Genomic DNA, 25,174 nt, shown 5'->3' on the forward strand with positions numbered 1-25,174 from the left:
CTCGTCTCGAGGTGGACTCGCCTACAACAAACCCTCGCCCTCGGATATTGCGATCTGCAATTTCGCGATCGAATCATGAAGTCCTTCAGATAGTTCTGCATGCACACCGGCATCGTCGATTTCGTTCCGAACTTCGGAAATAGCTTCACTCCACGAATCGAGCGCGATTGCGCTCACCGCGGCAGTCAACTTACCCCGCTGCTCGTCCCGCGACTTCTGCTCCTGTGAAGCCACTGCCCGACTCATGCGAACTTCGTCAACCCAAGCGGCGATTTGAACAACTATCGGTAACAGGAAGGCGGCAATGTCGGCGCCGTCGCTCAACGACCACGCATTCTGCTCAGAGCTTCGACTGGCCGAGCCCCGATTTGCGCCTTTTCCGGAAGATGCTCCCTTCGGGCCACGCTCGAAGTCGCGCAATCGCTTGATCAACAACGCTCCGACCATGCTGACGTGGGGGGCAAATGCGGTGAGTTGGACCGCAGCAGCGGGTTCATTGTTATCGGCGATCTTCGCCACAAGCCCTTCAAGCTTTCCCCAAGACGGCTGATTTCGCTGGCGCTCCGCCGATTTCCCTACATCCTGACGCAATCGATCCAATTCACGTTGGTGCTTACCGAACCAATCGACAAGAGTGGGCCGCAGGATCGCAACCACTTCCGATTGGTCCAGTACTCCACTTTCTACGACCCTTCGGGTAGCTTCCCCCAACGCACCGCGTAGGTCGTCTCTGGCCGCGGAGTCGACACTTTCGAGTGCGACAAGCGATTGACGACGACGACCTGCTGTGGCGTCGGCCTGAGCAGCAAGCGGGGCACAAGCATCCAGCTGAGTTCTCAACTCAGCGACAATTCTGGCGACTGTTTGGCGCCAGTACCGTCGCTCAGTCGACGCTCTCAGCGCAACAAAGTCAGATGCCGCGACTCTCTTGATCGCCGCGGAGAGAGCATCCATACCGTCCCACGGACGTGAGTCGTCCCAAACCTCGGCATCGACTTCCCTCGCCGATCCTGCCATCTGAGCAAAATCTTGGGCGACAACGAAAATGGGGTACTCGGCCGACAACTCCAATGATTCGGATAGTTCCACTGCCTTTCGAGCCGCCAGTTGCCTGTACCCCTCGAGATCATCATCCGGATCGATCCCCGCTTCATCGAACCTGGAGATGGAGAACCAAAGGCTATCGGACGTCCATCCGCTCCCGACGATCTCACGAAGCACCTGATGTTCACCGGTTGCCAATTGCGTTGTGACGGTGATGATTGCTATATCGGTTAAACCAATTGCCTCGGTTGCACGTTGCGTGTTCATCACGCCCCGAGCATCTTTCGCCCCAATTGCCAGACCCGGCGTGTCCCGCAGAACGACGCCTGTCAGCTCGACACCATTGACGTCGAATGTCTCGTGCCGGGCACTGATCGTCAGCCAATCCGGCACCCTCACTTCACTATCCACCAACAGACGTCGGATAAGCGAGCTCTTGCCAGTGTCGTACGATCCGAAGATCGTAAACACAGGCGCATCGATCGAGTCGAATTGCTGCCATTGTTCGGCATAGTTCTCTGCGAGGGAACCACCGGGCAGGCTGGCCAGCCATTCGTTGACCTTCAGCACATCGATGTCGTTCATTCACCGCTCCGTTCGCATTCGCGCAGATTTTCAACCTGAGACAGTAACCGTTCGACCTTCGAGAGCGTATCCATCAGCGCGCGTTCTTCATCGGCTGCGACTAGTCGCTGACTCTCGAGCAACTTCGCATATTCGGACAAAGAGGCTGCGGAGACACGAAGGACCGGTGTCGGCCCGTTCTCATCTATGCCGTTCAGTAATTGATGCACGAGATCCGCTGCGGCCTCCTCGATGACCCCCGCCGCCTCACGCCTTTGCTCCTCACGAGCATTCGTTGAGAGTTCACCCTTGACCATCGCGTGTGCATCGGCAGCCACTCCGGCTGCGGCCAGGATCGGGGCAACCTTTGCGACCCTGCCGGCGGCTTTCACAGCTCCCCAAGGCTTGAACTTCACCCCGATGCCCTTGCCGATGGCGTAGACCGTGTCGCGATTCGCAATCGCTCTCACGAATGCAGAGCCTCCCTTGGCCGCACCCGCAGCTATGTTCCCCGCATCCACACCAACAAATTCTGATTCGGGATCCTCGGCACGGTGCCTCACCGTCGTAAAGGCCAGCGCATCCATTTCACGCCCGATTGTCGACGCGTGCGTACGGAACCAAGTCTCGATTTCTTGATGAGCTTTGATCATGAACTGATCGATATCCGAGTCGAGGTCGCTATTCGCCCACAACCCGTTCAAGGCGGCGGGAATGTCCTCGACACCCCCACGATCCTGTCCAACCGCGTAAGCCGTGTACCTATTCGCATAGGGCTCGACGACTCGCTGCGCATCTTGCCGAAGCGACTTCTCCAGTAACTCGGAATCCTGCTGGCAGTTTCGAATTGACTGTTCCAGCGAGGTTCGGGCCGTCTCCTCACCCCGCAACTCCGCAACCTTCTGCTCAATTCGATTGCGCCCCTGCAGCAGCATATTCACTGCTGTATCGAGCTGTGCTCCGCTCACACCGGCACTCCCCGATTTTCTCGAGTACGAGTCGAGCATCCGCACGAGGGGTTCGACACCGTCCCAATCGCGGTGCTGCGCGTAATCTTCACGGCTGACGTCCGTACGTGCGCCGATCTCTCCGAACGGATCACCGGAGAGAACGTGAACCTGGTTCGCGTTCACCTCGATCCCACATGAACCCAACGCCGCAATGAGTTCCGCCTTCTTGCGATCCTTCAACAGAAGGAAGTCCTCCGGTGCGGCGGTGGGATCGACGCCCAACTCATCAGATCGATTGATCAGGTAGATCGTTCGAGTACCTTTGGCAACAGTCTCGTGTGTCCCTTCGACAATCCCTCGGAGAAGGGTCATGTCGCCGATGAGCAAGTTGACGTGCAAAACGACGAGTACAAGCGCAGCCTCGCCGGCAGATTTCAACGCCAAGGCGTCGTGTTCGCGATTGCCACTCTGAAACCCTGGCGTATCGAGCAACTGGATATGTCCGAGGTCGTAACGCTCAACCGCGCTTGTCGCCGCACCACCCCGCACACGGAGGTTCGCAGGAACCTGACCGCTCATCTCCACCAACAAACGTTTGATCAGACTGGACTTCCCCGAACTGTAGTCACCCAGCACGACGATGGCTGGCTTGATTGCTACCTGGCTGTGCGAAGCACCTGACATCTGCGCATCAAGGACGGTCGCGTCCTCGATCTCTCGGATCAGTTCGGCGACAGACGAATCAGCGGGTAGATCCCATGCTTTCAAAAGTGCCTGCTTCAGGTTCGACAGATCCACGTTGTCCCGTTCTACGAAGACCGGAAGTCGTTCCGTCTCAACCGCATTCTTGTCCAGGGATCCGGACTCGAACCAATCTTCACCCAACCAGATTTTACGTCCGGATACGGAGCCCCTCGCATCTGCTCCGGACGCCCCACCCTCGCCCGGCCGCAGCGCCGAATGGTCGGCCAGGACGCGTGCTTGAGCACGTTCCAAAACCGATTTTGCATCTGTCGCCAGCGGAAGCGACTCCGATGCCTGACGGAGGCGAGCTGCCAGATGAGCTGCGTCCTTCCGATCCTTTCGCAACGCAAGTGCTTCGCCCATCAGTTCTGACAGAACGGGCTCTGCCGCTTGCCAAGACACATCTCGTCCATGCTCGCGCAGTTCCTGCTCGATCCGGTCGTAAGTCCGATGAACTGCAGATCTGGATTGCCGCCCGAAATCGAATCTTGCCAAAGCGCCCTGCTTTTCAGTGCTTGCGGCGACCCGTTCGCCGATGTAGCGACCGGCTTGGGATGCGCCACCCAACCCGACTGCAACGGCCGCGCCCGCCCAACCAACAGGATTCCAGACGTTCGCGACGGCTGGAACGAAGATGGCACCCGCCGCACCACCGGCGGCCATCCCGGCGATCTTCATGGACCTGGCCAGGTTCGACTTCATACGGCCTGCATGCCCATCCAAGGTCGCCGAATCGGTCGACGATTCGGTGATGTCGGGCGCCTCGTCGACGCTCGCCAGCTTCAGTTCCCTCATCAGGAATGCTGCCTTCGAGTTCCAAACCGTCACAACTGCCGCTTGGATATCGTTCATCGCGAAAACTGTATTACTGAACAATTCGTCGTCGATTGAGTTGCCACTCTCGAAAACAGTGGCTGCCAGTTCGTCTGATTTCACGATAGAAGCTTCACGAAGTCCCGACAGGTGCGATTTGATCAGGTGGCTCATATGTCGATCGAGCGTGCCTTCGGGAGTTGCTGTGAACGTCTGTCCACGCGTGTCTTCCAAAGCGGACAGGAGATCCAGACCATCATCACGGCCGAGATACTTTGCTCGCTCATCGCCGTCTATATACCCCAAGACGTCCAGGAGTTGGTCGATCTGGCGCTCCGCGGCAGCAACTCTTGGTTCTATGCCCGCAATCATTCGCTCGAGCCTGTCGGCCGTCAGGTCAAGCACACCACGGCAGCCCTCACGCAGCGAGGTTTGCCGTAGCTCGGCACCACCCTCGACTATCGACGCAGCGAGTAGTTCTTCCAGCACCCCGAAGTTCGACCAGTGGGTGAGGTATTCCACGCCAAATTGCTCACGATCCGACAGAAAATTCCGTCCCGCAGGGCCTTTGAACGGAGTACTCGCGCGACCGAACAATGCCCGGCGGCTTTGAACTGCAACGATCGGGGCGAATGGAAGATCAATCTTGGCCAACTCTGTTGCGATCGAATCGACATGCTCTCGAACTGCGCGAGACAGCGATTGGCGCGCAGATTGGCTCGCTACCTTGGCGGGGTGTCGCCAGCGGAGGTTGCGAACGTTCAATACCGCCACGGCTGGCTTTCCGTACGCACGCACCCACTGAGAGACTTTCGTGAACTCCGAATCTTGCTGGCTCTGGCTGTCGAAGCACAAGAGAACCACGTCTGCAATCTCGACGGCTCGCCTTGCGGTTTCCTCGAGATCAACCCTCGACTGAGTGCGCCCCCATCCATTTATCCCGGGCGTATCCCATAACCGGCAGCTATTCCATGCGATCTCTGTGACGTCGGTGGTCCAATCGCTTTCACCAGGCGAGACATAGCCACCATCGAGCCCACCGAACGCTGAGAGCAACGTGCTCTTTCCAGCTCCGGTTCTGCCGAAAAATGCAATGTTGAACGTCGATAACATGCGGCGCTGGTCAGCCAAGTGAGTGCGAAGGCTGCGCTCGAACCCGTCTGCGATTTCGGCAAGCTCAGGGCTGAGACCTGCTCCCGATGTGGCCGCGGAATGTGCTCCGGCAGGCAGTGCAAACTGTTTGACCAGAGAGCTGATCAAGGCGTCGAGTTCTTCCAATTCACGATTGCCACTAGCGACGGCTCGTTCCACTGCGTGTTGCAGCGCCACTCCAGCATCAACCATTCCTGGCCCTTTCGCAGGCTGTTCGCTCTATCGGAAAGGCATCCGGAACTCCGAATTGCAGTTCGCTTGGATTCGGTTCGAATGGCTGACGCAATGCGGGAACCGGTGTTCTGCACTGACGGACAATCACTATGACTAACCAACCGCCAACAAACGACGCATTCCTAATTCCGACTGCCACCCAAATCTATTCCGTCTCCCGACGTGAGCATCGGTATTTGGATTGCATCTTAGATGACCCCACCGACAGGATTCCGTCCTTCTCGGTTTGCACTCTCTGAAGTCCAAATGCGACGCGCGATCCGTCCCGACGAACCCTAGGGTTTTTACTGCGATAACTGTTCCCCTTGCAACAAACTCGCGAACAACCTCTCGAGTCAACTAGCAAGACATGTCGACGAGCGTGCTGTGCGACGGCGCACGAAGGTAGCAACAAGCCCTTCTGGGTATGCCTCAACTCCCTGCCCACGTTGCCGCGAGGAGTTCGATTCCTCGGCCAGACCAAAAAGGTTTGAACTGATATCTCCCGAGCTGGTACGAACTGAACATGCAACTACCCGCGGACAGTCATGTTCACAGCGAGTGGTCGTGGGACACCGGTGGACCGCTGTCGCACGCATCCGGACGAATGCAACAGACTTGCGCGCGTGCCGAAGCAATCGGATTGCCGGCGTTGGTGTTCACCGAGCATCTCGACTTCGATGCTCGGTGGCGCACAACCGCCGCAGATCTGATGCCCCATCAACATCACCTGCTGAGCACCGACGGCTATGTCCGCGCACCGATCCTCGACGTCGACGGCTATCTCGACAGCATCGAACGATGCCGACACCGTTTTCCTGAATTGCGGATACTCACCGGCGTCGAGTTCGGACAACCGCACCTGCACGAAGCGCAGGCGTCGCACCTCCTTGATCTCGGTGTCATCGACCGGGTATTGGGTTCCTTGCACACGCTCGAAGTCGGCGACGATCGGAGTGAACCGAACACTCTGTTTCGAAAGTGGAGCGCCGACGAAGTCATGTGGGCATACCTCGATGAGATCCCGCGTATGGTGGCTGGCTCTCGGACCTTCGAGGTGTTCGCCCATATCGACTACGCGGTTCGTGCATGGCCGATCGAAAGTGCCGGACCTTTCGATCCCCGTCGATTCGAAGAGGGCTTCCGAAATGCGATGCGCGCCATCGCCGACAGCGACCGGATCCTCGAGATGAACACCCGTCGGCTGTTGCCCTGGATACCCCAATGGTGGGGCGAAGAGGGAGGTAAAGCGGTGACATTCGGCAGCGATGCACATGTGCCCGAAGCTCTGGCAGCCAATTTTCCGGAAGCGACCGCGATGCTCGCGCACTACGGATTCCGTCCGGGTCAACGTCCCGAAGAGTATTGGACCCGCTGATCCGCCTGATTCCCAGACCGATATTTCCGTGAACTCGGGTTGTCGGAGACGGATCAACCCGCAATAGTCGATGTATGGATCGGTACAAAATCACGATGCCCGACGGCTCTTCGACCGAGGAACCTTTCAATTCCGACAAGGAAGCAATCACTTGCGCAGTGGATGCGAACCGAGGAGTCAGCAAGAACCTCGTAGTCGAAAAATACACGGCCGACGGTCATCTGGTTCCAACCGCGCAGGCGCCTGCGAAACACACAGGTCGTCAGAAGAAGAACCGTTCGAAGAGTTGAAAACTCGACTAGTTCACAACTCTCGAACTCGGTGTGAGGCGACCGGATGCGTGACGCAGAAGTAGTTGGATCGCGTGCTCGACAGTTGCACCGAGGACAGCTTCGGGGTCGCCCGAGAATACCTGCTTCTCCGTTTCGGCGGTCCCATGGTCGACGACTCCGAACCACACAGTTCCGGGTCGAACGTTCTCCTGGGTATCAGGACCGGCTTCACCGGTGACGGCCAGCGCCAGCGACGCACCCATCAGTGTGGCGGTGCTGTGCGCCATGACCCTGGCTGCCTCTTCGCAGACCACTGGCCCGTCCGGAACATGAAGTACGGAATGTTTCACCTCGCGGGTGTACGCGACGATCCCACCACAAAACCACGATCCGGCGTCCGGCGCCTTTCCCAGATGTGCGGCGATGTTCCCGGCAGTCAACGATTCCGCCGTCGCCACCGACAGACCGTGTTCCTCTACTGCCGCAGCCAATTGCCTGCACATATCGTCGAGATCCTTGTCCGACGGAAGCTCGGGTCGTGGATCGCCATTCATATGTTCCTCCTCCTGCAGTCCGATCGGTGACTTCGACAAGACATTGAAAGTTCTTGAATGCCCATTCCAACCGTGCCTTACAGCTCACTGCCCCCTTGCGAACTGCACCCTTCGAAAGTGCGTCGAGCGCACTCGTCGATCACATCAGCTACACGTGACCGACGCGTGAGTTGACGGCGCTGCACGATCGCCCCGTTTCCGTTGCTGAACACCTTGTCCAAGGAGGCCGTGACCTGCTCGAATTCTCCGAATGCAGTCAACGCAGGTTCGACGTGATCCACCAATTGCCGAACCGCCTGGTGTGCAGTCAGCAAGCGCACGGATTCCACGTCCAGCGACCTCCCGTCGAGTCCGTCACGCGCCGCCCGCCAGCAAGCCGCGCGGAGTAGCTCGTGATCGACAGCAGGCGCTGCTTCACCTTTCGTGATCGCGGCGGATGCGGTACCGACGAGTGCCTGCACCAGTGTGGCCAGAGTCATCGTCTCCTCCACGGTGGCGGGCACGTCGCTGATCCGAATCTCCACGGTGGGAAGGTGATCCGACATGCGCACATCCCAATAGACCATGTGTGGATCGAGAATGACCCCTGTCTCCAGCATTGCTGCAACAGCATCTTCGTAGTGCGCCACGGACTCGAAGTAGGGCGGCGGACCCGAACTGGGCCATCGGCCGAACAGAACGTAACGCCAACTCGCATAACCGGTATCGCGACCGGCGCTGATCGGAGAGTTCGCCGTCAGTGCCAACAAGGTCGGTAACCATGGGCGCAGATGGTTGATGATCTGGACCGATCGTTCTCGATCTTCCACACCGACATGAGTGTGGCAACCACACATCACACCTTCGGTGATCGCTCCGAATTGACCGGCCATTCGCTGGTATCGCGACGTTTGAGTGATCTCGTCTACCGGCGGATCGTAGAACGGCGTCCCGACTGCGATGAGTTGACAACCCACACGGGCAGCGGCGTCGGCGGTGACGGCACGCGACTCACAGAGTTGATCACGAAGATCACGAATATGGTTTCCGATCGACGTGGACGTCTCCACCTGACAGCGCGTGAGTTCGAGTTGCAGCGAGATACCGAGTTCCCGCCCGGCGGCAGCAACCTCGGAGTTGCGCAGAGCGGGATGTCCAGTCTGCGGATCGCAGAGCAAGAACTCCTCTTCGACACCGAGAGTCGGTGTACCTACCGAGAATATGTCGGGAGTCGGCTTCGCGTTCATAGGCCTTCCTCGCACCGGTTTTCATCCACTTCCGATACTTCGAGCGTACGACCTTCTACCCCTTTCGGCACTACTCCAACCGTTTCATCCAGTCACCGATCGGGTAGTTGCCCTGTGGACCGACGACGAGCGAAGAATCGCAAGTCTTCATGAGCTCAGGATGGAGTGTGCCGTGACAAACGCGAGCGAAAGTTCACCGGTAGATGACGAACACACAAATCGATCGCACGTAGGGGAGGCAATCAGCGACGGTCGCAACTATCCCGGATACCTGCTGATCGGGCTGGGTCTGGCAACACTCGGATTGACCTTGGTGGCAGCAGGTTACGGATTTCGTGGTTGGGCAGTCATTGCCGGCGTCGTGTGCGTGGTGTCCTTCATCGTCGGAACACTGGCCATCTTGATGGAACACCGACGGGTCAAACGACTGGAAGGTCAGGAACTCTTCGATCAAGAAGGGCACTGAACCGACCGCTCGAGTCGTATTCTGCACAAGCAGAATACGACTCGAGCAAAACACAGCTCAGTGAGTGCGGAGTTGCTCGATCAGCTCACCCTTGTTCAGCTTCGAATAGCCGTGCAGATCGAGTTCCTTGGCACGTTTCTTCAGCTCGTCGACTGTCCACTCCTCGTACGGCGAGGATTGTCCGCCGGACTTGGCGACATTCGACCGCCCTCGATTGGCGGCCGCATTGGAGATTCGGGCCGCCTTCTCCTTGGAATCGCCCTTCTCGCGTAGCTCTTCGTAGAGTTCTTGATCCTTGAGTTGAGGTTGTGAGTCCTTGCGAGCCACTGTTTCGTCCCTTCACTCGTCTTCACTCCGACGGTGTGGCCGAACTGGCAATTCGGCCACACCGCAGGTTCGAACGTACGTCGGCACTCAGGATGTAGGCGGCACCTCGAAACGCCCCCACACGCGGTGCGTCTTCAGAAGCTGAGCCAGCGAGGCGAGCGCTCCTTCCGCGTCTGCATCGACGACGACTCCCAATGCAGACTCGTCGATACCGGCCGCAGCCAGCGCACTCATGCTCTCTCCCCAACCACCAATTGCCTTGCTGTGACGATACATTTCGTTCAGCAGAGTCTCCACCCGTGGATCCAACTTGCCCTCGCCGATCCGAGAAACGTCGCCGCTCAGCAGGATTGCATCGAATTCGATCGAACGAGCTGTGAGGTACGTTCGCTGCACCGTCACCGCGTCGTCACCGTCCCCGATGGTTCCGCCGTGCGGTCCGAGGATCAGCGGCACCATGCCGGCGTCGAAGATCTTGTCTCGAACGGCGACAACCGTTTCGAGATCGGAGTTCTCATCGACCAGTAGTGCGATGATCCTTCCGTCTACCGGCCATTCCGCACCAACCTGGGACAGTGCAGGGCTGAGCTCCGGATCACTCAACGGCTCGGTCGGTTCGGGAACCGGAAGGCCAAGCCCCCCTGCGACGATCGACACGAGACCCGCGTCGATATTCGCCAAGATGCCCAGATTCCGGGTCTTGATGTTCTCCTCGTAGCACTTACCCAATTCGAAGGTATACGCCTGCGCGACGTGCTCCTGCTCGACAGGGGAGAGACTGCGATAGAAGAGTCGAGCTTGCGAGAAGTGATCGTCGAACGATGCCGGCGCCTGCCTCACCTTTCGCCCTGAAACTTCTTCGGGCACCTCGATATAGGCCGCACTCTCCGCCGAGGCCAAGAACGGGCACCCACCGTCCAACGAATTGGGATGGTACGGCGCAACTCCGGTATGTACACCGTCCTGATGAAAGCCGTCGCGAAGCATGTCGTTGACAGGCGCGTGAGGCCGGTTGATCGGGATCTGATCGAAATTGGGGCCACCGAGTCGCGTGATCTGGGTGTCGAGGTACGAGAACAAACGTGCCTGCAGGAGACGATCGTTGGTGATGTCGACACCCGGAACCAAGTGGCCCGGATGGAATGCAACCTGCTCGGTCTCGGCGAAGAAGTTCGTCGGATTGGCGTCGAGTGTCATCGTTCCGATGACCTGAACCGGCGCGAGTTCTTCGGGCACGATCTTGGTGGGATCCAATAGATCTATGCCTTCGAACATTTCGTCTTCGGTATCAGGGAACACCTGCACGCCCAGATCCCAGGACGGATACGCACCCGCCTCGATGGCGTCGGCAAGATCGCGTCGATGGAAATCCGGATCCACACCGCCGGCGATCTGCGCTTCCTCCCACACGAGTGAATGCACTCCGGCGGCCGGCTTCCAGTGGAATTTCACCAGATTCGTCTCGTCGTCGGTATTCACGAGCCTGAACGTGTGAATACCGAAGCCCTCCATCATGCGATAGGAGCGCGGGATGCCGCGATCGGACATGTTCCACAATGTGTGCGCCGTGGCCTCCGTGTGCAGCGACACGAAATCCCAGAATGTGTCGTGCGCGCTCTGCGCCTGCGGGATCTCGCGGTCCGGGTGGGGCTTCGCGGCATGGATGATGTCCGGGAATTTGATGCCGTCCTGGATGAAGAACACCGGGATGTTGTTGCCCACCAGGTCGAAGACACCTTCGTCGGTGTAGAACTTGGTGGCGAAACCGCGTGTGTCGCGTACGGTGTCCGCCGAACCTCGTGAACCCAGCACCGTCGAGAACCGCACGAACACCGGGGTTCGAGCACCGGAAGCGAACACCGATGCTTTACAGATGTTTTCGGCCGCGCCATTCGCCAGGAACGTTCCGTGTGCGGCCGCCCCGCGGGCGTGGACGACGCGCTCCGGAATTCGCTCGTGATCGAAGTGTGTGATCTTCTCACGCAGGTGGTGGTCTTGAAGAAGAGTCGGGCCACGCTCGCCGGCAGTGAGTGAGTGGTCGGTCTCGTAGAGACGTGTACCGGTTGCGGTGGTGAGGTACTCCCCCCGCTGGCCGCGACCATTTCCCTTCACCTTCTCCTCGGCACCCGCGACGGTACGCACCTCCGGCTGCCGCTGGTCATCCTTGGGCGGCAACGGCTGTCGAGGCTTGACCGGCTCTTTCAGGTCCGGCGCTTTCGGGGCCGGTGCACCTGGGACGGACTGAGATGAAGGCATCGAACAGCTCCTCTTGATCGTCATGCTGGGCGCAAGAATCTTGTTACGCCTTATGTAAGTAGAGATTTCAAACTGAACGCGGAGCCACGACTCACCCCCGGCTGGGATCAATCCCAGGCCGTGGGTGACGAGTGTGTCAGGGCTATTGCTCGGACTTCTGTCGCGCTTCGTCCGCGGCCGCTTCTGCGCGAGCCTTCTCGGCTTCTGCCTCTTTCTTCGCGACTTCTCGCTGGCTTTCGGCCTTGTCCTGCTGGGCGCGGCCCTCTCGGGTCAAACTGTCGTTTCCGGAAACCGCACCCACGGCTTCCTTGGCCTTACCCTTGACGTCCTCTACGACGCCTTTGATTCCCTCGCTGGGACCGCTCTTGTCATCTGGCACGTTGACCCTCCAATACGTTTCGGATTCTCGCTCGGGGATCCCACACAGGTAGGACTCCCACACAGAAGGCCCTACCCCGTCGAAATTCGCATAAACATCCGTGCACCGACACGCCGCAACGCGTACAAGAAGCGGCCACCGAGAGGAGAGCCGTTCACTCTCGTGTGTTATTCAGTGCTCATGAGCCAGCTACAGACCGATCCCCCCGTGGGCGGAACGCTGTCCACGATTCGCGCGCTTGCGCCCAACCTGGCTCCGATCGAGCGATGCGTCTCGAACATCTCAAATAGCAAACAGCATTCTCAGAAACTGTTTACCGGGCACAGGAATTGGCGGGACTCGTTCCAGAAGGGGAAGAGGTCGGTGGTGGTGGCCGTGGGGTGGTCGATCTCGGCGAGAGTGTAGAAATCGAGAATCGTCCGCCCGGCGGTTGCGCTGACCTCGCATGCCTGCAAGCTCAGTTTCGCCTCCGCCACGAAGCCGATACTGCGGGCGAAAGGTCCGAGGATCCCGGCATTGACAAAACCCTCGAGGTTTTGTCCCCACTGGTTGTAGTCCGACTGCAAAGCAAAGCTGCATGTTTCACCGAACAACTCGGTGCAGGTTGTCGGCTTCCCACCGATCGTGTGAACCGTATCGGCGAGCTCGTGCGAAGTACCTTCGCGCGGTGATCCGGAAAGGAGAAGCAAGACGGCGACGGCCAAGGCAACCACCAGAAGGATGCTCGCGGCCGTTGCCAGTATCGCCTTCACAATCCCTCGATCCACGTAAGTTCATGAGGGGAACCGATTTTGGAACACCGGTCACTGGATTTGTACCCGTGGCACTCGGGGTCCAAACATCGACCAGGCGCGGAGCCGTGCACCAGTCTGGGGGTTGCGAGAGGATCTGTGGGAAAAAGCGGGGGAGGATCGACACTCCCTTCCACTATCAATGTATATCTCACCGGGGGCCTTGCGGCAAGGCCCGGGTAGTGCCGCAGAATGGCTCTTCCGATCCCGCACGACCTACTACGGGATCGGAACAGTCAGCGGAAGTGAGGGCACGTGCCAATCCAGGGATACGAAGAAGAACTGCGTTCCGAGCGGAACTATGTGGAGGGGCTCTACGCACGCCTCGATGCGGAGCGCGCCCGAGTCAAGGGCAGGTACAGCACCGCTCTGCGCGGAAACGGCGAAGCACTCATGGAACGCGATGCAGAGGTGCGCGCGCTTGCCAAAGAGGTGAAGAGGCTGGACGTAGCCGACAACGGCCTGTGCTTCGGCCGGTTGGACTCGCTGACTGGTGAGACTTCGTACATCGGCCGAATCGGCCTTCTCGATGCGGACAACGACTACGAACCGGTGCTGCTCGATTGGCGGGCGCCGGCATCTCGCCCGTTCTACGTTGCCACCGCTGCCAACCCGGAGAACATGCGTCGACGCCGTCAGTTCCACACACGCAGTCGACACGTGGTCGATTTCACCGACGAGGTACTCGGGCGCCCTGACGGCGCAGAACACGACACCCACAGCGATTCCGCCTTGCTCGCAGCAGTCAATGCACCCCGCGGTGAGGGAATGCGGGACATCGTGGCGACCATCCAGGCCGAACAGGACGACATCGTCCGACTCGAACACCCCGGGGTGCTGGTGATCGAAGGTGGCCCCGGTACCGGGAAAACCGTCGTCGCCTTGCACCGCGTCGCCTACCTGCTCTACACCCAGCGAGAGCGAATGGAACGTCACGGCGTCCTCGTGGTCGGGCCGAACCCGGCATTCCTGAACCACATCGGCCGCGTACTGCCCTCACTGGGCGAGTCCGACGTGGTGTTCATGACCACCGGTGATCTCGTTCCGGGTTTACGCGTCACCGCCGAGGACGCTCCTGAGGCCGCTGGGCTCAAAGGCTCGCTGAAGATCCTGGACGTTCTCGGCGCAGCGATTGCCGATCATCAGCGATTGCCCGAGAACCCGTTGTTGATCGAATTGGCGGACGTCACAGTGCGAATCGACGCCGAAACTGCGGAGTGGGCCCGAGAAGAAGCTCGTTCGAGCGGACTCCCCCACAACGACGCTCGCACTGTGTTCACCGAAATCGTCACCTGGGCACTGACCGAGCGGGCGATAGCGCGGATCGGCAAGGGATGGTTGACACGCAGTGACCGTGAAGCCTGGGAACAAGTGCGCGCAGATCTGACCGCAGAGTTGGCGGCGAATGATGCATTTGCCGCCGCACTCGACGCACTCTGGCCGATCCTGACACCGAAAGAGCTACTGACACAGCTGTTTACTTCGCCGGAACGCCTACGCAAGGCAGGCGCAGACGAGACACTGTTGCGCCGAGAGGGCGATGCCTGGACGGTGTCCGATGTTCCGCTTCTCGACGAATTGGTGGACATGCTCGGCCGGGACAAGCCCGTCGACCAGAGTGCCGAACGTGAACGCCGCGACGAGGCTGCGTATGCAGCGGGCGTGCTGGACATGATGATCAGTCGTGAAGACTTGATGGACGACGAGGATCATCTCCTCGCCCAAGACATGCTGTACGCCGAGGACCTGGCGGATCGTTTCGTCGAACGCGATACCCGGGAGCTCGCCGAACGCGCTGCTGCTGACCGAGACTGGACGTACAGGCATATCGTGGTCGACGAGGCACAAGAGCTGTCCGAGATGGACTGGCGAGTCCTGATGCGCCGCTGCCCGGACCGGTCTTTCACGGTGGTAGGTGATCTCGCGCAACGACGTTCACCCGCAGGTGCTCGCTCGTGGGCGACGATGATGGAGCCGTACGTCCCCGGCCGCTGGATCTACCGATCCCTGTCGGTGAACTATCGCACCCCCGCCGAGATCATGAGCGTCGCCGCCGCCTTGCTCGCCGAGTTCGCGCCAGACGTCCAGCCGCCCGAGTCCGTCCGCGCCTGCGGGGTCCAACCGTGGTCCAAGCGAATCTCCGCCGACGAACTAGCCTCCGCCATCGACGAATTCAATCAGGACGAGGCCGGACGCGAGGGTACGAGCGTCGTCATCGGACCTGAGGACGTGCCCGGCGCTGTGCCGGTTTCGGAAACGAAGGGCCTCGAGTTCGATGCCGTGCTCGTCGTGGAACCGGAGCGAATCATCGCCGACGGCCCACGCGGTGCGTCTGAACTCTATGTCGCCCTCACCCGCGCGACCCAACGTCTCGGCGTCTTACACGAGAGGCCATTGCCGCACGCATTGACCGGGCTCGTCCGGGTCGGGACGGCCAGATCACCGCAATCGTTCGCGGCGAGCGATCGTGCTGTGTAGGCCTTCGGCAGCAGCGCGCACGTAGGACACCTGGCTCTCGGGGACGAAGCGACTGGTGGGACCGGTGACACTGATGGCCGCGACGGGTTTGTCATTGGTTCCGAATACCGGCGCCGCAACGCATGCGAGACCCGGCGCTGATTCCTCGCGCTCGAACGCAATACCGGTCTCGACCACTCGGTTCAGTTGGGTGTTGAGAATGCCGGGCGCAACAATTGTGTGCGGGGTTCGGCGCGTCATCGGCTCCGACAGCACCTCGCGGCGAAACTCGTTGTCGGAGAATGCCAGGAGCGCCTTGCCGATTGCGGTGCAATACAGCGGTATCCGGCCACCGGTCCGGGACGGCGAGTTGGCTTGCCGGTGTCCGCCGATCTTCGCGACGTATACGACGTCGTGGCCGTCACGGACCCCCAGGTGGACTGTCTCGTGGGTCCGCTCGTACAGGTCCTGGAGGAACGGCATCGCCATCTCCAGGAGGCTACGTTCGAGAGAGGCGAGCATGCCGAGTTCGAAGAGGCCGCCGCTGAGCCGGTAGCCACCGTCGATACGGTCGAGTAGCCGGTTCGCGACCAGTTCGTTGGCCAGGCGGTGCACCGTCGCCTTGTGCAGGCCCGTCCGCTGGACCAGGGTGGCCAGAGGCAACACGTGGTCGTCGGCCCGGAAGGCGCGCAGGATCGTCACCGCCTTGCCGAGCACGGTGTCGAGGTTTGCGCTGCCAGTCACCTCCCCAGCGTATCGCTGAGTGAGACAGTTCCCTGGCGCAATCTCGGTGCCGCGGCGAAAGTAGTGGCCATGAGCCAGCCCACGAATACCAGTACAGCTAGCGAGACCGACATCGCAGCTGCTGCGGACCGCCTCGCAGCCGCCATCGCGAGCGGCACTCCCTGCGCGCCCGTGCGCGATCTGATCGGCGCCGACGACCTCGTCGCCGCCTACGCCGTCCAGCGCCGCGTCGACGAAATCCGTCGGCAGGCGGGGGCCGTGGTCGTAGGCCGCAAGATCGGCCTGACCTCGGTGGCAGTCCAGCAGCAGCTCGGTGTCGACCAGCCCGACCTCGGCGTGCTGTACGCCGACATGGAGTTCCCCGCCGGCGGCGCCATCCCCATGAGCCGTTTGATCCAGCCCAAGGTCGAAGCGGAAGTTGCCTTCGTGCTCGGTGCCGACCTCGTGGACGGACCGCTGGACAGTGCGCAGGTGCGCGGTGCGATCGACTACGCCGTCGCCGCGATCGAGATCTGCGACAGCCGCATCGAGTCGTGGGACATCAAGTTCGGTGACACCGTCGCCGACAATGCGTCCTCGGGCGTGTACGTCCTGGGAACCGAACGACGCACCCTCGACGAGGTGGAACCCGCCGGCGTCGTCATGTCGATGTCCGTCGACGGCACCGAGGTGTCCACCGGCGTCGGAACCGCCTGCCTGGGCGATCCGATCGAAGCCGTCGTCTGGCTCGCCCGCACCGCACGTGAGTTGGGGCAGCCGCTGACCGCAGGGCAGGTGATCCTGTCCGGCGCTCTCGGCCCCATGGCACCGGTCACCGCAGGCAACGAAGTCACCGTGACCGTCTCCGGGCTCGGTTCCGTCACCACCAGTTTCTCCAGCGAAGAGGACAACGCATGAGCAAGGTCAAGGTCGCGATCATCGGATCGGGCAACATCGGCACGGATCTGATGATCAAGGTGCTGCGTAACTCCGACTACCTGGAGATGGGCGCGATGGTCGGTATCGACCCCGCGTCGGACGGCCTCGCTCGCGCGGCGCGTCTGAACGTGCCGATCACGGCAGAAGGCGTCGAAGGCCTTGTCGGTCTGCCGAACTTCGACGAGATCGAGATCGTCTTCGACGCCACCTCGGCAAAGGCTCACGTGGCCAACAACGCGCGGCTGGCTCCCCTCGGCAAGCGCATGATCGACCTGACGCCTGCCGCGATCGGACCGTACGTCGTACCGGCTGTCAACGCGGACGAGCACTTGGACGCACCCAACGTCAACATGGTGACGTGTGGCGGCCAGGCCACCATCCCGATGGTTGCCGCTGTTTCTCGGGTCGTCCCGGTGGCGTATGCGGAGATCGTCGCGTCCATCGCCTCCAAGTCGGCCGGTCCCGGAACGCGCGCCAACATCGACGAGTTCACCGAGACCACGTCCGAGGCGATCGTGGCAGTCGGCGGCGCTCGTCGCGGCAAGGCCATCATCATCCTCAACCCCGCTGAGCCGCCGCTCATCATGCGCGACACGGTCTTCTGCCTCGTCGACGCACCGGACCCGGCTGTTCACGACGAGATCCGTCAGTCGATCGAGAAGATGGTCGGCGACGTGTCCGCGTATGTCCCCGGCTACCGGCTCAAGCAGGAAGTCCAGATCACCGAGATCCCGGCCGACCAGCCCGTCGAGACGTTGCTCGTCGACGGCAATCGCCCCACCCACCAGGTGTCGGTGTTCCTCGAGGTCGAGGGCGCGGCACACTACCTGCCTGCGTACGCCGGCAATCTCGACATCATGACGTCCGCCGGAATGCAGATCGCGGAGCGCATCGCCCAGCAGAAGGAAGCAACCAAGTGAGCAACCGCAAGATCTTCGTCCAGGACGTCACCCTTCGTGACGGCATGCACGCTGTCCGCCACCGCATTTCGCCCACCGACGTCAAGCGGATCGTCACAGCTCTCGACGCTGCCGGCGTCGACGCGATCGAAGTAGCACACGGTGACGGCCTCGCCGGCGGCTCGCTCAACTACGGCCCCGGCTCGAACACCGACTGGGAATGGATCGAAGCAGCGGCCGAGGTACTCGAGCACGCTCGTCTCACCACGCTGCTACTTCCGGGTGTCGGCACGATCAGTGAACTCAAGCATGCCTACGACCTCGGTGTGCGCTCGGTTCGCGTTGCCACGCACTGCACCGAGGCCGACGTCTCCGCGCAGCACATCGAAACCGCCCGCGAGATCGGCATGGACGTCTCGGGCTTCCTGATGATGAGCCACATGGCGCCTGCCGAGGAACTGGCCAAGCAGGCCAAGTTGATGGAATCGTATGGCGCGCACTGCGTCTACGTCACCGACTCGGGTGGACGTCTGGTGATGAACGACGTCGCGGATCGTGTTCGTGCATACCGCGACATCCTCGACGAGGGCACCGAAATCGGTATCCACGCCCATGAGAACCTCTCGCTCTCGGTTGCCAATTCCGTTGTTGCAGTGCAGAACGGCGTCACCCGAGTCGATGCTTCGCTTGCCGGTCACGGCGCCGGTGCCGGCAACTGCCCCCTCGAGGCCTTCATCGCCGTCGCCAACATCGAAGAGTGGGAGCACGGCTGCGACCTGTTCGCCCTGCAGGATGCCGCCGACGACATCGTCCGACCGCTGCAGGACCGGCCGGTCCGCGTCGATCGCGAAACCCTCACTCTCGGCTACGCCGGCGTGTACTCGAGCTTCCTGCGCCACGCCGAAGCTGCGTCGGAGCGCTACGGAATCGACGTTCGCACACTGCTGCTCGAAGCCGGACGCCGCCGTCTGGTGGGTGGCCAGGAGGACATGATCGTCGACATCGCGCTCACCCTCGCAGCGCAGGCGAGCAAGGAAGCCGTCTGACGCGCTGCCGAGTTCTCTGACACCCGAGTCCCGTCTCCGGACGAGGGCGGGACTCTGTCACGTAAAGGCCGGTGGTGACCATACGGTCACCACCGGCCTGGGCTGAATGGCTTACTTGGCGATGAAGTCGAGAATGTCTGCGTCCAAAGCCTTCTGGTAGTCGCCGTAGATTCCGTGCGGCGCACCCTTGTAGATCTTCAATGTGCCGTCATTGACCAATTCGATTGCCTTGAGGGCGGCTGCGCCAATGGGAACGATCTGGTCGTCGTCACCCTGCGCAATGAAGACGGGAACGGTCAACGCCTTCAAGTCCTCGCTGAAGTCCGTCTCCGAGAACGCCTTGACACAGTCGTAGGCAGCTGCCAGATTGACCAGCATTCCCTGGCGCCAGAAATCGTCCTTCGCCCCCTGGGACACGTTCGACTCCTCGCGATTTGCGCCGAAGAACGGCTCGGCGATGTCGCGATAGAACTGCGAACGGTCGGTGAGAACTCCGGACCGGATGTCGTCGAACGCTTCGATCGGTGTGCCCTCCGGGTTGTTCTCCGACTTCACCATGATCGGCGGAACGGCGCCGGCGGTGATCACCTTGGCAACACGCCCTGCGCCGTGTTGCGCTGCGTACCGAACGACCTCGCCGCCTCCGGTCGAGTGACCGACGAGCGTCAGATCGTGGAGGTCGAGCGCTTCGACGAGTTCAGCCAGATCACGGGCATAGGTATCCATGTCGTTGCCCTGATAGGTCTTCGAGGACCGGCCGTGGCCGCGACGGTCGTGTGCGATGGCACGGTAACCGGCGTCGGCGAGCACCTTGAGTTCCAACTGCCAGGCGTCCGAGGAGAGGGGCCAACCGTGGCTGAGCAGCACAGGCCTCCCGGCGCCCTGTTCGGTGTAGTAGATCTCGGTTCCGTCGGAAGTGGTGATGTACGGCATGATGTCCTCCTGGGCGAAAGGTTCTCGTTGGGTAACAAGAACATTCGTCCACTTCAGGAGCGATGTCGTCGCTGCTGGCTTCCATTGTGGGGGAGCGCTACCCGGGGAACCCACTACCGGCTAACTGGTAGAGGGATCGATGCGAACGGTGATGGTGGTGCCACCACCGACCGGGCTCGAGATCGTCAGAGTTCCTCCAACCGCGGCAACGCGGTCCTGCAGCCCGATCAGACCCGAACCGCTTTCGGCGTCTGCTCCCCCCTTGCCATCGTCACTGATGGTGAGGTCCAGACGACCCTCTTGCGAGACGGCCGCGATCGTAACCACGGACGCGTCGGCATATTTCGCGGTGTTGGTGAGCGCTTCAGCGACAACGTAGTACGCCGCGACTTCCACAGAATCGGTTAGTCGAGTGACGATCTCGGCTGTGAGCGCGACCGGGATCGGACTGCGGCGAGCCAAAGTCTTCAGCGCCGGCGCGAGACCCCCGCGGGACAGGATCGCCGGGTGAATCCCTCGCGAGAGTTCACGAAGATCGGTATTGACTTGAGCCAGTGTCTCAACGGTGCGGGCCAAGCTGATTCGCAGCTCATCGAATCCGTCGGGAACTGCGGCCTGAGCGCCGCGTAACTCCATCCCGAGAGTGACGATCCGCTGTTGCGCCCCGTCGTGCAGGTCACGTTCGATGGTTCGGCGGGCTTTGTCGGCTGCAGCCACGACGCGCGCCCTGGACCGTGTGAGCTCGCGCCTGGTTTCACCGTTGTAGACCGCGGTTGCGAGCAGGTCTGCGAAGTCGGTCAACCGGTCCTCGACGTCACTCGCGAGAACACGTCCCGTACCGCCGATGATTACAGCTCCCCACGTCCGACCGTCGACGTTGATCGGTACCTCGATTCCCGTACGCAACCCGCGTCCGCGCAGCCTCCCCGCGATCGCCCCTGTCGCAGTGGTGAAGTCGATGGCAATCGGCGCACCCGAAGTCTCGACGATCGTGCAGACGTTGTATCCACCGACAGGGAAGCGTTCACCCGGGATCAATCGTTCTCCGGTTGTAGTATCGTCCCGCGCAGCGAGAATTGTGAAGTAGTCGTCGTCGTCGTAACGCACGACCGACACGTGTTCGATGTCCAGTCCGTCGGCCAACTCCGCGGCGACAGCATGATGGACATCGTCGGGTTCGGCTCTCGAGGCAACAAGTGTCGCTACGCGTCGCAGTGAAGCCTGCTGACGCGCCAACGCGAGAGTCTGTTCGAGAAGTACCCCGCGATCTCGCACAGCGGCAAGCAGGGCCTCGAGCGACGGTACGATTCGTTGAACGCGGCGAGCATCGGCCTGGGTCAACTCTGCCGGTACAAGTAGCGAACCCGCGACACAGGCTCCATCCCGTAGAACGATCCGCCTCTGCCCGCGCCCCACCGGGGCATCCGCGGGCCCTAACTTCGCATACGGCGCGGGCAGGTCGAGCACGGCGGACAATCGCACGCTCGCGTCGTCTAGCATCTCCACTACATTCGACGTCCGAAGCATCGTCCGAGCCAGCGCAGCCAACAGATCCGCCTCACGACGACGCTGATCCGATTCCATGGCGCGAAGACGTGACTGACCGACGAGAACGTTGGTCAGCAAGGCCAGGACGAGAAAAACCACCACTGCCGGTACAAGGCTTTCACGGCTTTCGACGACGTGGATGTAGGCGTACGCGGCAGTGCTGGCAACCGCCGTCGCAATTGACAGCCGAAATCCCCAGCCTGCCGAAACGACGAGGACACCGAAAAGAAAAACCGCGCCGAACGCATTCTCGGGTGCAATCCGCTTCAACATCAGAACGAGAAGAATCTCCACGACAATCAATCCCGTAGCCAGGGCGATGCCCCAACCGAGGGGAGGAGCGCTCGGACGCAGCACGGACGTGACGAGACGGCCGCGCAACGGAACTGACGAAGTCATCGGACGCCCGGGTTCCCCGAGAAATTACGGGTAGCGGTAATGCCGGGTGCGCCGACGTCTGACAGCCTTGACAGGGTGAAGTCTTCCGACCGGAGCTGCCTCATCGTCGACGACAGCGATGCATTCTGCACCGCTGCACGACGAGTGCTCGAGGCCGCGGGTATGACGGTTGTCGGAACCGCATCCAGCCTCGGCACGGCCATCACAGTGGCCGAAGCTACCCACCCCGACCTGGTCCTGGTGGACATCGACCTCGGTTTCGAAAGCGGATTCGACGTGGTGGAGGTTCTCCACGCCGCCGGTTTGGCGCCGACGCCGGCCATCATCCTTGTGTCGACACACGACGAAGAAGACTTCGCCGATCTTGTCGAATCGAGTTCAGCCATCGGATTCCTCTCGAAGTTCGAACTGTCCGCAGACTCGATTGCGCGGATTCTTTCGCAAGGATGAGTGTGCCGATTCAAACGCAGACACCCGTCAGCTGACGGCATCGAGATACATGATGACTGCGCGCACGCGGCGATGGTCGTCGGCGGTACTCTCCAGATCGAGCTTGGTGAGGATGCTCCGCACGTGCTTTTCGACGGTGCCCTCGGTGATCCACAGCCGACGCCCTATCCCCACGTTCGACAGGCCTTCTGCCATCAGCGTCAGCACTTCTCGCTCGCGGACGCTAAGTGCCGCCAACGGGTCGTCACGTCGCCTGGCCGCCACCAATTCGTAGACCAGAGCGGGATCGATGACCGAGGCGCCGGCTGCGATCCTGTCGAGCGTCGCGACGAAATCGTCTACGTCGGTCACTCGACTCTTGAGGAGGTACCCGATCCCCTTCCCTCCGTCGAGAAGCTCCAACGCATGATCGACCTCGACATGTGCTGACAGTAAAAGCATTGCAACGGAGGGGAACTCTCTTCTTATACGCAGCGCTGCGTCGAGCCCTTCCGAAGTGTGTGACGGTGGCATCCGGATGTCGATGATGGCCAGTTGCGGATTTTGCCCGTCGACCAGTGTCAGCAGTTCGTCCGCATCCCCTGCCTGTCCGACGATTTCCAGGCCTGCCCGAGTGAGCAGGCTGGCCACCCCCTCCCGTAGGAGCACGTCGTCGTCGGCGATGACCACTCGCAGGGCCGTCACAAGACTCGGCTCGATACCTGTTGCACGAGGGCCGCCTTCCACTTGCAGTCCGCACTCGCAAGTGCGTGGCGGCCGGAGATGGGACCACCGCTTAAAAGATAACGGACATATGCCACCTTCACCGCTCTGATCTCGAGGAGCGAAACCGTCGTGCGCAGATTCCGCACTCAACGCTGCGAGTCTCCCCACATCAATACAAGCCAAACCCTATCGATTTCCGAAAATGCTTGCAGGCGAACGGTTATACATTGACACGAAGATGCACTGCGAGTCCCCCAGGTCTCGTCATCGCTCCACATTTCGGCCAAGACCCGATACCACCATGCTCGAAGCCGCGAGTTCTATATTCTGAGTCCGTGGAAGCTACCGAATACCGTGACTCGCTGAGGTCCGTCCTCGACACCACATCGTCGGTAGTCGAAAGCCGGCTGGCGGCGATGCGCGCCGCGGCGACAGCACATGCCGAAGGCATTGTCATCGACGTCTCCGTGGACCAGGACGGCGAGGGCACTTTCGGCGCCTGGGCGCGATTCGACGATCCGGATGCGTTCAGTTTGAATCAGCAGATCGGCGACGAGCGGGAGCTTTTCAGCGTGATCTGGGGTGAGGAAGGCTGGGAGCCACCGGTTCCCACTCGTCCGCGAGAGTGGTCACGCACGGAACTCGAGAAAGTTATCGTCGGTGTCGTTGCCGAGTGGATCGGCGCGCTCGTTCCCCCGACTGCATCCGAACTGCACTGGGAAGTAACAACTCCCGACGGAGCGACCGACCCGATACCTGTGGGCCCCGATTTCGGTAGTGGACATTCGCCTCAATGAAGCGCGGAAGCTGTCGGCGAGACGGACGACTTCGAACCACTGTTGTGATCGATGTTGCGATGTCACCGACCGGTCGAACCGTCGATAAGTTCGCGGAGGATGTCAGCGTGCCCGGCATGGCGCCCGGTCTCTTCGCTGAAACGTCGCTTTCCAATCCGTCACGTTTTCGGCGAGAAACATCGATCGTTCGACAAAGGTCAAATGATTGACCAGCCCGAGCAAGGTTGTTCCCGACCGAACAATTGTGGTGCGCACCTGAGGTTCCGGAGCACCTTCAACCTCGGCAGCGATCGAATCACGCAGGTAGTCGAGAAACGCGCGCAGCGTATCGGTCTCGCTAATCCCTGTCCGGGGCGGTGGGACATCACGGCGGCTCCGACGCGACGTTGCCATGGTGGATCTCCTTCCTCGCTGAAGAACGACGAAGAGGCTTCATTCCTGGATAGGCAGTACCGATCCTTCCGAACTCACGCCGATCCCGCATCAAATTTTGCCGTTGCGGCAAAGGCCGGCTTAATTGCCGGTATCACCGCGCCGAATGCAGGTCGCGCACAAGTTGAGGCGTCCGCCACTTGCCGACCTCGAACGGCCACCGCCGCAGCGGATAAGCGAGACGGGCCACGAAGTAATTGACGTATTCGACGACGCCGAAAGCCCACACCACCATGATGGCCGCCGCAGTGACGAAATGATCTGGTAGCCAAATGAGCACGCCGAGGAGACCGACCGCCAAGACGACAATGTCGAGGACCCGAAACACACGGTAGAGCGCCGCGAGGCGGGCAGGCATCGGCGCCTGCTCGACCCAGCCTCGGGCAAGCAGCCAATAGACACCCGCTTGCACGAGAACCACGAGCATTGGGGCCAGCGCCGACCACAGCGCCGCGGAGTCTTTCGGACCTTCGAGCCGAGGCATCACGACGCTGACAGCCACGGCGGCAAACACTCCCGCGGCGGCCAGTTCGCCAAGACCGAGGCTCAGGTACCTGCGTCGCAAACTCTTTCGCCGTTGATCTACCACGCAAGAAACCCTATCCGTTGATCACCGCGCAGCGGGTGCGCAGCAGCTTCGAGGCTTTGCCTGAGATGGATCAGGCTCACAGCCAAAGGAATACGGTTCACCTCGACTTGATTCGGGCGGATCATCCG

The 25,174-nt window shown here is 60.9% G+C and carries 23 protein-coding genes and 2 pseudogenes; 9 read left to right on the plus strand and 16 right to left on the minus strand.

Features of this window, described 5'->3' with window-relative positions; translation table 11 throughout:
- Positions 1–21: 21 nt before the first annotated feature.
- Both BH682_RS27910 and BH682_RS27915 read right to left on the minus strand, forming a co-directional pair.
- Positions 22–1,629, minus strand: a complete 1,608-nt coding sequence (locus tag BH682_RS27910; protein WP_075834827.1) for a GTPase — start codon at positions 1,627–1,629, stop codon at positions 22–24.
- Complete coding sequence (locus BH682_RS27915; RefSeq protein ID WP_223304483.1) at positions 1,626–4,154, minus strand: LeoA/HP0731 family dynamin-like GTPase; 2,529 nt, start codon at positions 4,152–4,154, stop codon at positions 1,626–1,628. Before BH682_RS27915 ends, BH682_RS27910 begins: the two co-directional genes overlap by 4 nt.
- 135 nt (positions 4,155–4,289) lie before the next feature.
- Between BH682_RS27915 and BH682_RS36810 the strand changes: the two genes are divergently transcribed.
- Complete coding sequence (locus BH682_RS36810) at positions 4,290–4,556, plus strand: hypothetical protein (RefSeq protein WP_223304485.1); 267 nt, start codon at positions 4,290–4,292, stop codon at positions 4,554–4,556.
- A gap of 330 nt (positions 4,557–4,886) precedes the next feature.
- On the opposite strand, the pseudogene BH682_RS37330 reads toward BH682_RS36810, so the two are convergent.
- A pseudogene (locus BH682_RS37330) lies at positions 4,887–5,459 on the minus strand (GTPase); the annotation flags it as partial.
- Between the two features lie 547 nt (positions 5,460–6,006).
- On the opposite strand from BH682_RS37330, the gene BH682_RS27920 reads away from it, so the two are divergent.
- Complete coding sequence (locus BH682_RS27920; RefSeq protein ID WP_073512494.1) at positions 6,007–6,858, plus strand: PHP domain-containing protein; 852 nt, start codon at positions 6,007–6,009, stop codon at positions 6,856–6,858.
- 298 nt (positions 6,859–7,156) lie between these two features.
- Here the strand turns inward: BH682_RS27920 and BH682_RS27930 are convergent, their stop codons facing one another.
- Positions 7,157–7,684 (minus strand): CinA family protein, encoded by a 528-nt coding sequence (locus tag BH682_RS27930; RefSeq protein WP_064689086.1) that lies wholly within the window; start codon positions 7,682–7,684, stop codon positions 7,157–7,159.
- Positions 7,685–7,761: 77 nt separating this feature from the next.
- Positions 7,762–8,910 carry a glutamate--cysteine ligase 2 gene (locus tag BH682_RS27935; RefSeq protein WP_075834831.1) on the minus strand — a complete coding sequence of 383 codons (1,149 nt, stop codon included), beginning with the start codon at positions 8,908–8,910 and terminating at the stop codon, positions 7,762–7,764.
- Between the two features lie 160 nt (positions 8,911–9,070).
- Between BH682_RS27935 and BH682_RS27940 the strand changes: the two genes are divergently transcribed.
- Positions 9,071–9,376, plus strand: a complete 306-nt coding sequence (locus tag BH682_RS27940) for a hypothetical protein (RefSeq protein ID WP_007735689.1) — start codon at positions 9,071–9,073, stop codon at positions 9,374–9,376.
- 57 nt (positions 9,377–9,433) lie between these two features.
- Here BH682_RS27940 and BH682_RS27945 read toward each other — a convergent pair whose 3' ends face one another.
- From BH682_RS27945 to BH682_RS27960, 4 genes are all read right to left on the minus strand, one after another.
- Positions 9,434–9,703: a DUF7218 family protein gene (locus BH682_RS27945; RefSeq protein WP_003943161.1), complete on the minus strand. Its 270-nt coding sequence runs from the start codon at positions 9,701–9,703 to the stop codon at positions 9,434–9,436.
- Between the two features lie 87 nt (positions 9,704–9,790).
- Positions 9,791–11,959: a catalase gene (locus BH682_RS27950; protein WP_075834833.1), complete on the minus strand. Its 2,169-nt coding sequence runs from the start codon at positions 11,957–11,959 to the stop codon at positions 9,791–9,793.
- Between the two features lie 142 nt (positions 11,960–12,101).
- Positions 12,102–12,338, minus strand: a complete 237-nt coding sequence (gene mbp1 / locus BH682_RS27955) for a microaggregate-binding protein 1 (RefSeq protein WP_003943084.1) — start codon at positions 12,336–12,338, stop codon at positions 12,102–12,104.
- 302 nt (positions 12,339–12,640) lie between these two features.
- The gene (locus BH682_RS27960; protein ID WP_223304477.1) at positions 12,641–13,105 is read right to left on the minus strand and encodes a hypothetical protein; all 465 of its coding nucleotides are present in this window, start codon (positions 13,103–13,105) and stop codon (positions 12,641–12,643) included.
- A 285-nt stretch (positions 13,106–13,390) separates the two neighbouring features.
- Between BH682_RS27960 and helR the strand changes: the two genes are divergently transcribed.
- Entirely contained in the window at positions 13,391–15,607 is a 2,217-nt protein-coding gene (helR, locus tag BH682_RS27965) for an RNA polymerase recycling motor ATPase HelR (RefSeq protein WP_198174636.1), read from the plus strand.
- On the opposite strand, the gene BH682_RS27970 is transcribed toward helR, so the two are convergent.
- A complete protein-coding gene (locus BH682_RS27970) occupies positions 15,569–16,330 on the minus strand; it encodes an IclR family transcriptional regulator (protein ID WP_003942865.1) in 762 nt (253 codons plus the stop codon). The genes helR and BH682_RS27970 overlap by 39 nt on opposite strands.
- 69 nt (positions 16,331–16,399) lie before the next feature.
- On the opposite strand from BH682_RS27970, the gene BH682_RS27975 reads away from it, so the two are divergent.
- From BH682_RS27975 to dmpG, 3 genes are read left to right on the plus strand one after another with little or no spacing between them, the layout of a single operon-like run.
- On the plus strand, positions 16,400–17,227 hold the full coding sequence (locus tag BH682_RS27975) for a 2-keto-4-pentenoate hydratase (protein WP_064113555.1): 828 nt from the start codon (positions 16,400–16,402) through the stop codon (positions 17,225–17,227).
- Positions 17,224–18,168 carry an acetaldehyde dehydrogenase (acetylating) gene (locus tag BH682_RS27980; RefSeq protein WP_003943168.1) on the plus strand — a complete coding sequence of 315 codons (945 nt, stop codon included), beginning with the start codon at positions 17,224–17,226 and terminating at the stop codon, positions 18,166–18,168. The genes BH682_RS27975 and BH682_RS27980 overlap by 4 nt, the downstream gene beginning before the upstream one ends.
- Positions 18,165–19,193 carry a 4-hydroxy-2-oxovalerate aldolase gene (gene dmpG / locus BH682_RS27985; protein WP_030537431.1) on the plus strand — a complete coding sequence of 343 codons (1,029 nt, stop codon included), beginning with the start codon at positions 18,165–18,167 and terminating at the stop codon, positions 19,191–19,193. The genes BH682_RS27980 and dmpG overlap by 4 nt, the downstream gene beginning before the upstream one ends.
- Positions 19,194–19,304: 111 nt before the next feature.
- On the opposite strand, the gene BH682_RS27990 is transcribed toward dmpG, so the two are convergent.
- Together BH682_RS27990 and BH682_RS27995 are read right to left on the minus strand one after the other, a co-directional pair.
- Positions 19,305–20,126: an alpha/beta fold hydrolase gene (locus tag BH682_RS27990; RefSeq protein WP_075834835.1), complete on the minus strand. Its 822-nt coding sequence runs from the start codon at positions 20,124–20,126 to the stop codon at positions 19,305–19,307.
- Positions 20,127–20,246: 120 nt separating this feature from the next.
- Entirely contained in the window at positions 20,247–22,073 is a 1,827-nt protein-coding gene (locus tag BH682_RS27995; protein WP_223304478.1) for a sensor histidine kinase, read from the minus strand.
- 75 nt (positions 22,074–22,148) lie between these two features.
- On the opposite strand from BH682_RS27995, the gene BH682_RS28000 reads away from it, so the two are divergent.
- A complete protein-coding gene (locus BH682_RS28000; protein WP_223304479.1) occupies positions 22,149–22,523 on the plus strand; it encodes a response regulator in 375 nt (124 codons plus the stop codon).
- 27 nt (positions 22,524–22,550) lie between these two features.
- On the opposite strand, the gene BH682_RS28005 is transcribed toward BH682_RS28000, so the two are convergent.
- On the minus strand, positions 22,551–23,207 hold the full coding sequence (locus BH682_RS28005; RefSeq protein ID WP_030537435.1) for a response regulator: 657 nt from the start codon (positions 23,205–23,207) through the stop codon (positions 22,551–22,553).
- Between the two features lie 356 nt (positions 23,208–23,563).
- Between BH682_RS28005 and BH682_RS28010 the strand changes: the two genes are divergently transcribed.
- Positions 23,564–24,025: a DUF6389 family protein gene (locus BH682_RS28010; protein ID WP_075834837.1), complete on the plus strand. Its 462-nt coding sequence runs from the start codon at positions 23,564–23,566 to the stop codon at positions 24,023–24,025.
- Positions 24,026–24,087: 62 nt separating this feature from the next.
- Here the strand turns inward: BH682_RS28010 and BH682_RS37335 are convergent, their stop codons facing one another.
- The 3 genes and pseudogenes from BH682_RS37335 to BH682_RS28020 all read right to left on the minus strand — a co-directional run bounded on the left by BH682_RS37335 (position 24,088) and on the right by BH682_RS28020 (position 25,046).
- Positions 24,088–24,180 carry a mycothiol transferase gene (locus BH682_RS37335; RefSeq protein WP_370852753.1) on the minus strand — a complete coding sequence of 31 codons (93 nt, stop codon included), beginning with the start codon at positions 24,178–24,180 and terminating at the stop codon, positions 24,088–24,090.
- A gap of 79 nt (positions 24,181–24,259) precedes the next feature.
- Positions 24,260–24,418, minus strand: a pseudogene (locus BH682_RS37340) (mini-circle protein); the annotation flags it as partial.
- A gap of 133 nt (positions 24,419–24,551) precedes the next feature.
- On the minus strand, positions 24,552–25,046 hold the full coding sequence (locus BH682_RS28020) for a hypothetical protein (protein WP_075834839.1): 495 nt from the start codon (positions 25,044–25,046) through the stop codon (positions 24,552–24,554).
- Positions 25,047–25,174: the final 128 nt, after the last annotated feature.

This window comes from Rhodococcus sp. YL-1 (genome assembly GCF_001942025.1).
Classification (GTDB): domain Bacteria; phylum Actinomycetota; class Actinomycetes; order Mycobacteriales; family Mycobacteriaceae; genus Rhodococcus_F; species Rhodococcus_F qingshengii.

Bases quoted from the DNA above. Each gene is read 5' to 3' on its own strand.
- BH682_RS27910 (WP_075834827.1), bottom strand. From the start codon at position 1,629: ATGAACGACATCGATGTGCTGAAGGTCAACGAATGGCTGGCCAGCCTG.
- BH682_RS27915 (WP_223304483.1), bottom strand. From the start codon at position 4,154: ATGAACGATATCCAAGCGGCAGTTGTGACGGTTTGGAACTCGAAGGCA.
- BH682_RS36810 (WP_223304485.1), top strand. From the start codon at position 4,290: ATGTCGATCGAGCGTGCCTTCGGGAGTTGCTGTGAACGTCTGTCCACG.
- BH682_RS27920 (WP_073512494.1), top strand. From the start codon at position 6,007: ATGCAACTACCCGCGGACAGTCATGTTCACAGCGAGTGGTCGTGGGAC.
- BH682_RS27930 (WP_064689086.1), bottom strand. From the start codon at position 7,684: ATGAATGGCGATCCACGACCCGAGCTTCCGTCGGACAAGGATCTCGAC.
- BH682_RS27935 (WP_075834831.1), bottom strand. From the start codon at position 8,910: ATGAACGCGAAGCCGACTCCCGACATATTCTCGGTAGGTACACCGACT.
- BH682_RS27940 (WP_007735689.1), top strand. From the start codon at position 9,071: ATGGAGTGTGCCGTGACAAACGCGAGCGAAAGTTCACCGGTAGATGAC.
- BH682_RS27950 (WP_075834833.1), bottom strand. From the start codon at position 11,959: ATGCCTTCATCTCAGTCCGTCCCAGGTGCACCGGCCCCGAAAGCGCCG.
- BH682_RS27975 (WP_064113555.1), top strand. From the start codon at position 16,400: ATGAGCCAGCCCACGAATACCAGTACAGCTAGCGAGACCGACATCGCA.
- BH682_RS27980 (WP_003943168.1), top strand. From the start codon at position 17,224: ATGAGCAAGGTCAAGGTCGCGATCATCGGATCGGGCAACATCGGCACG.
- BH682_RS27990 (WP_075834835.1), bottom strand. From the start codon at position 20,126: ATGCCGTACATCACCACTTCCGACGGAACCGAGATCTACTACACCGAA.
- BH682_RS27995 (WP_223304478.1), bottom strand. From the start codon at position 22,073: ATGACTTCGTCAGTTCCGTTGCGCGGCCGTCTCGTCACGTCCGTGCTG.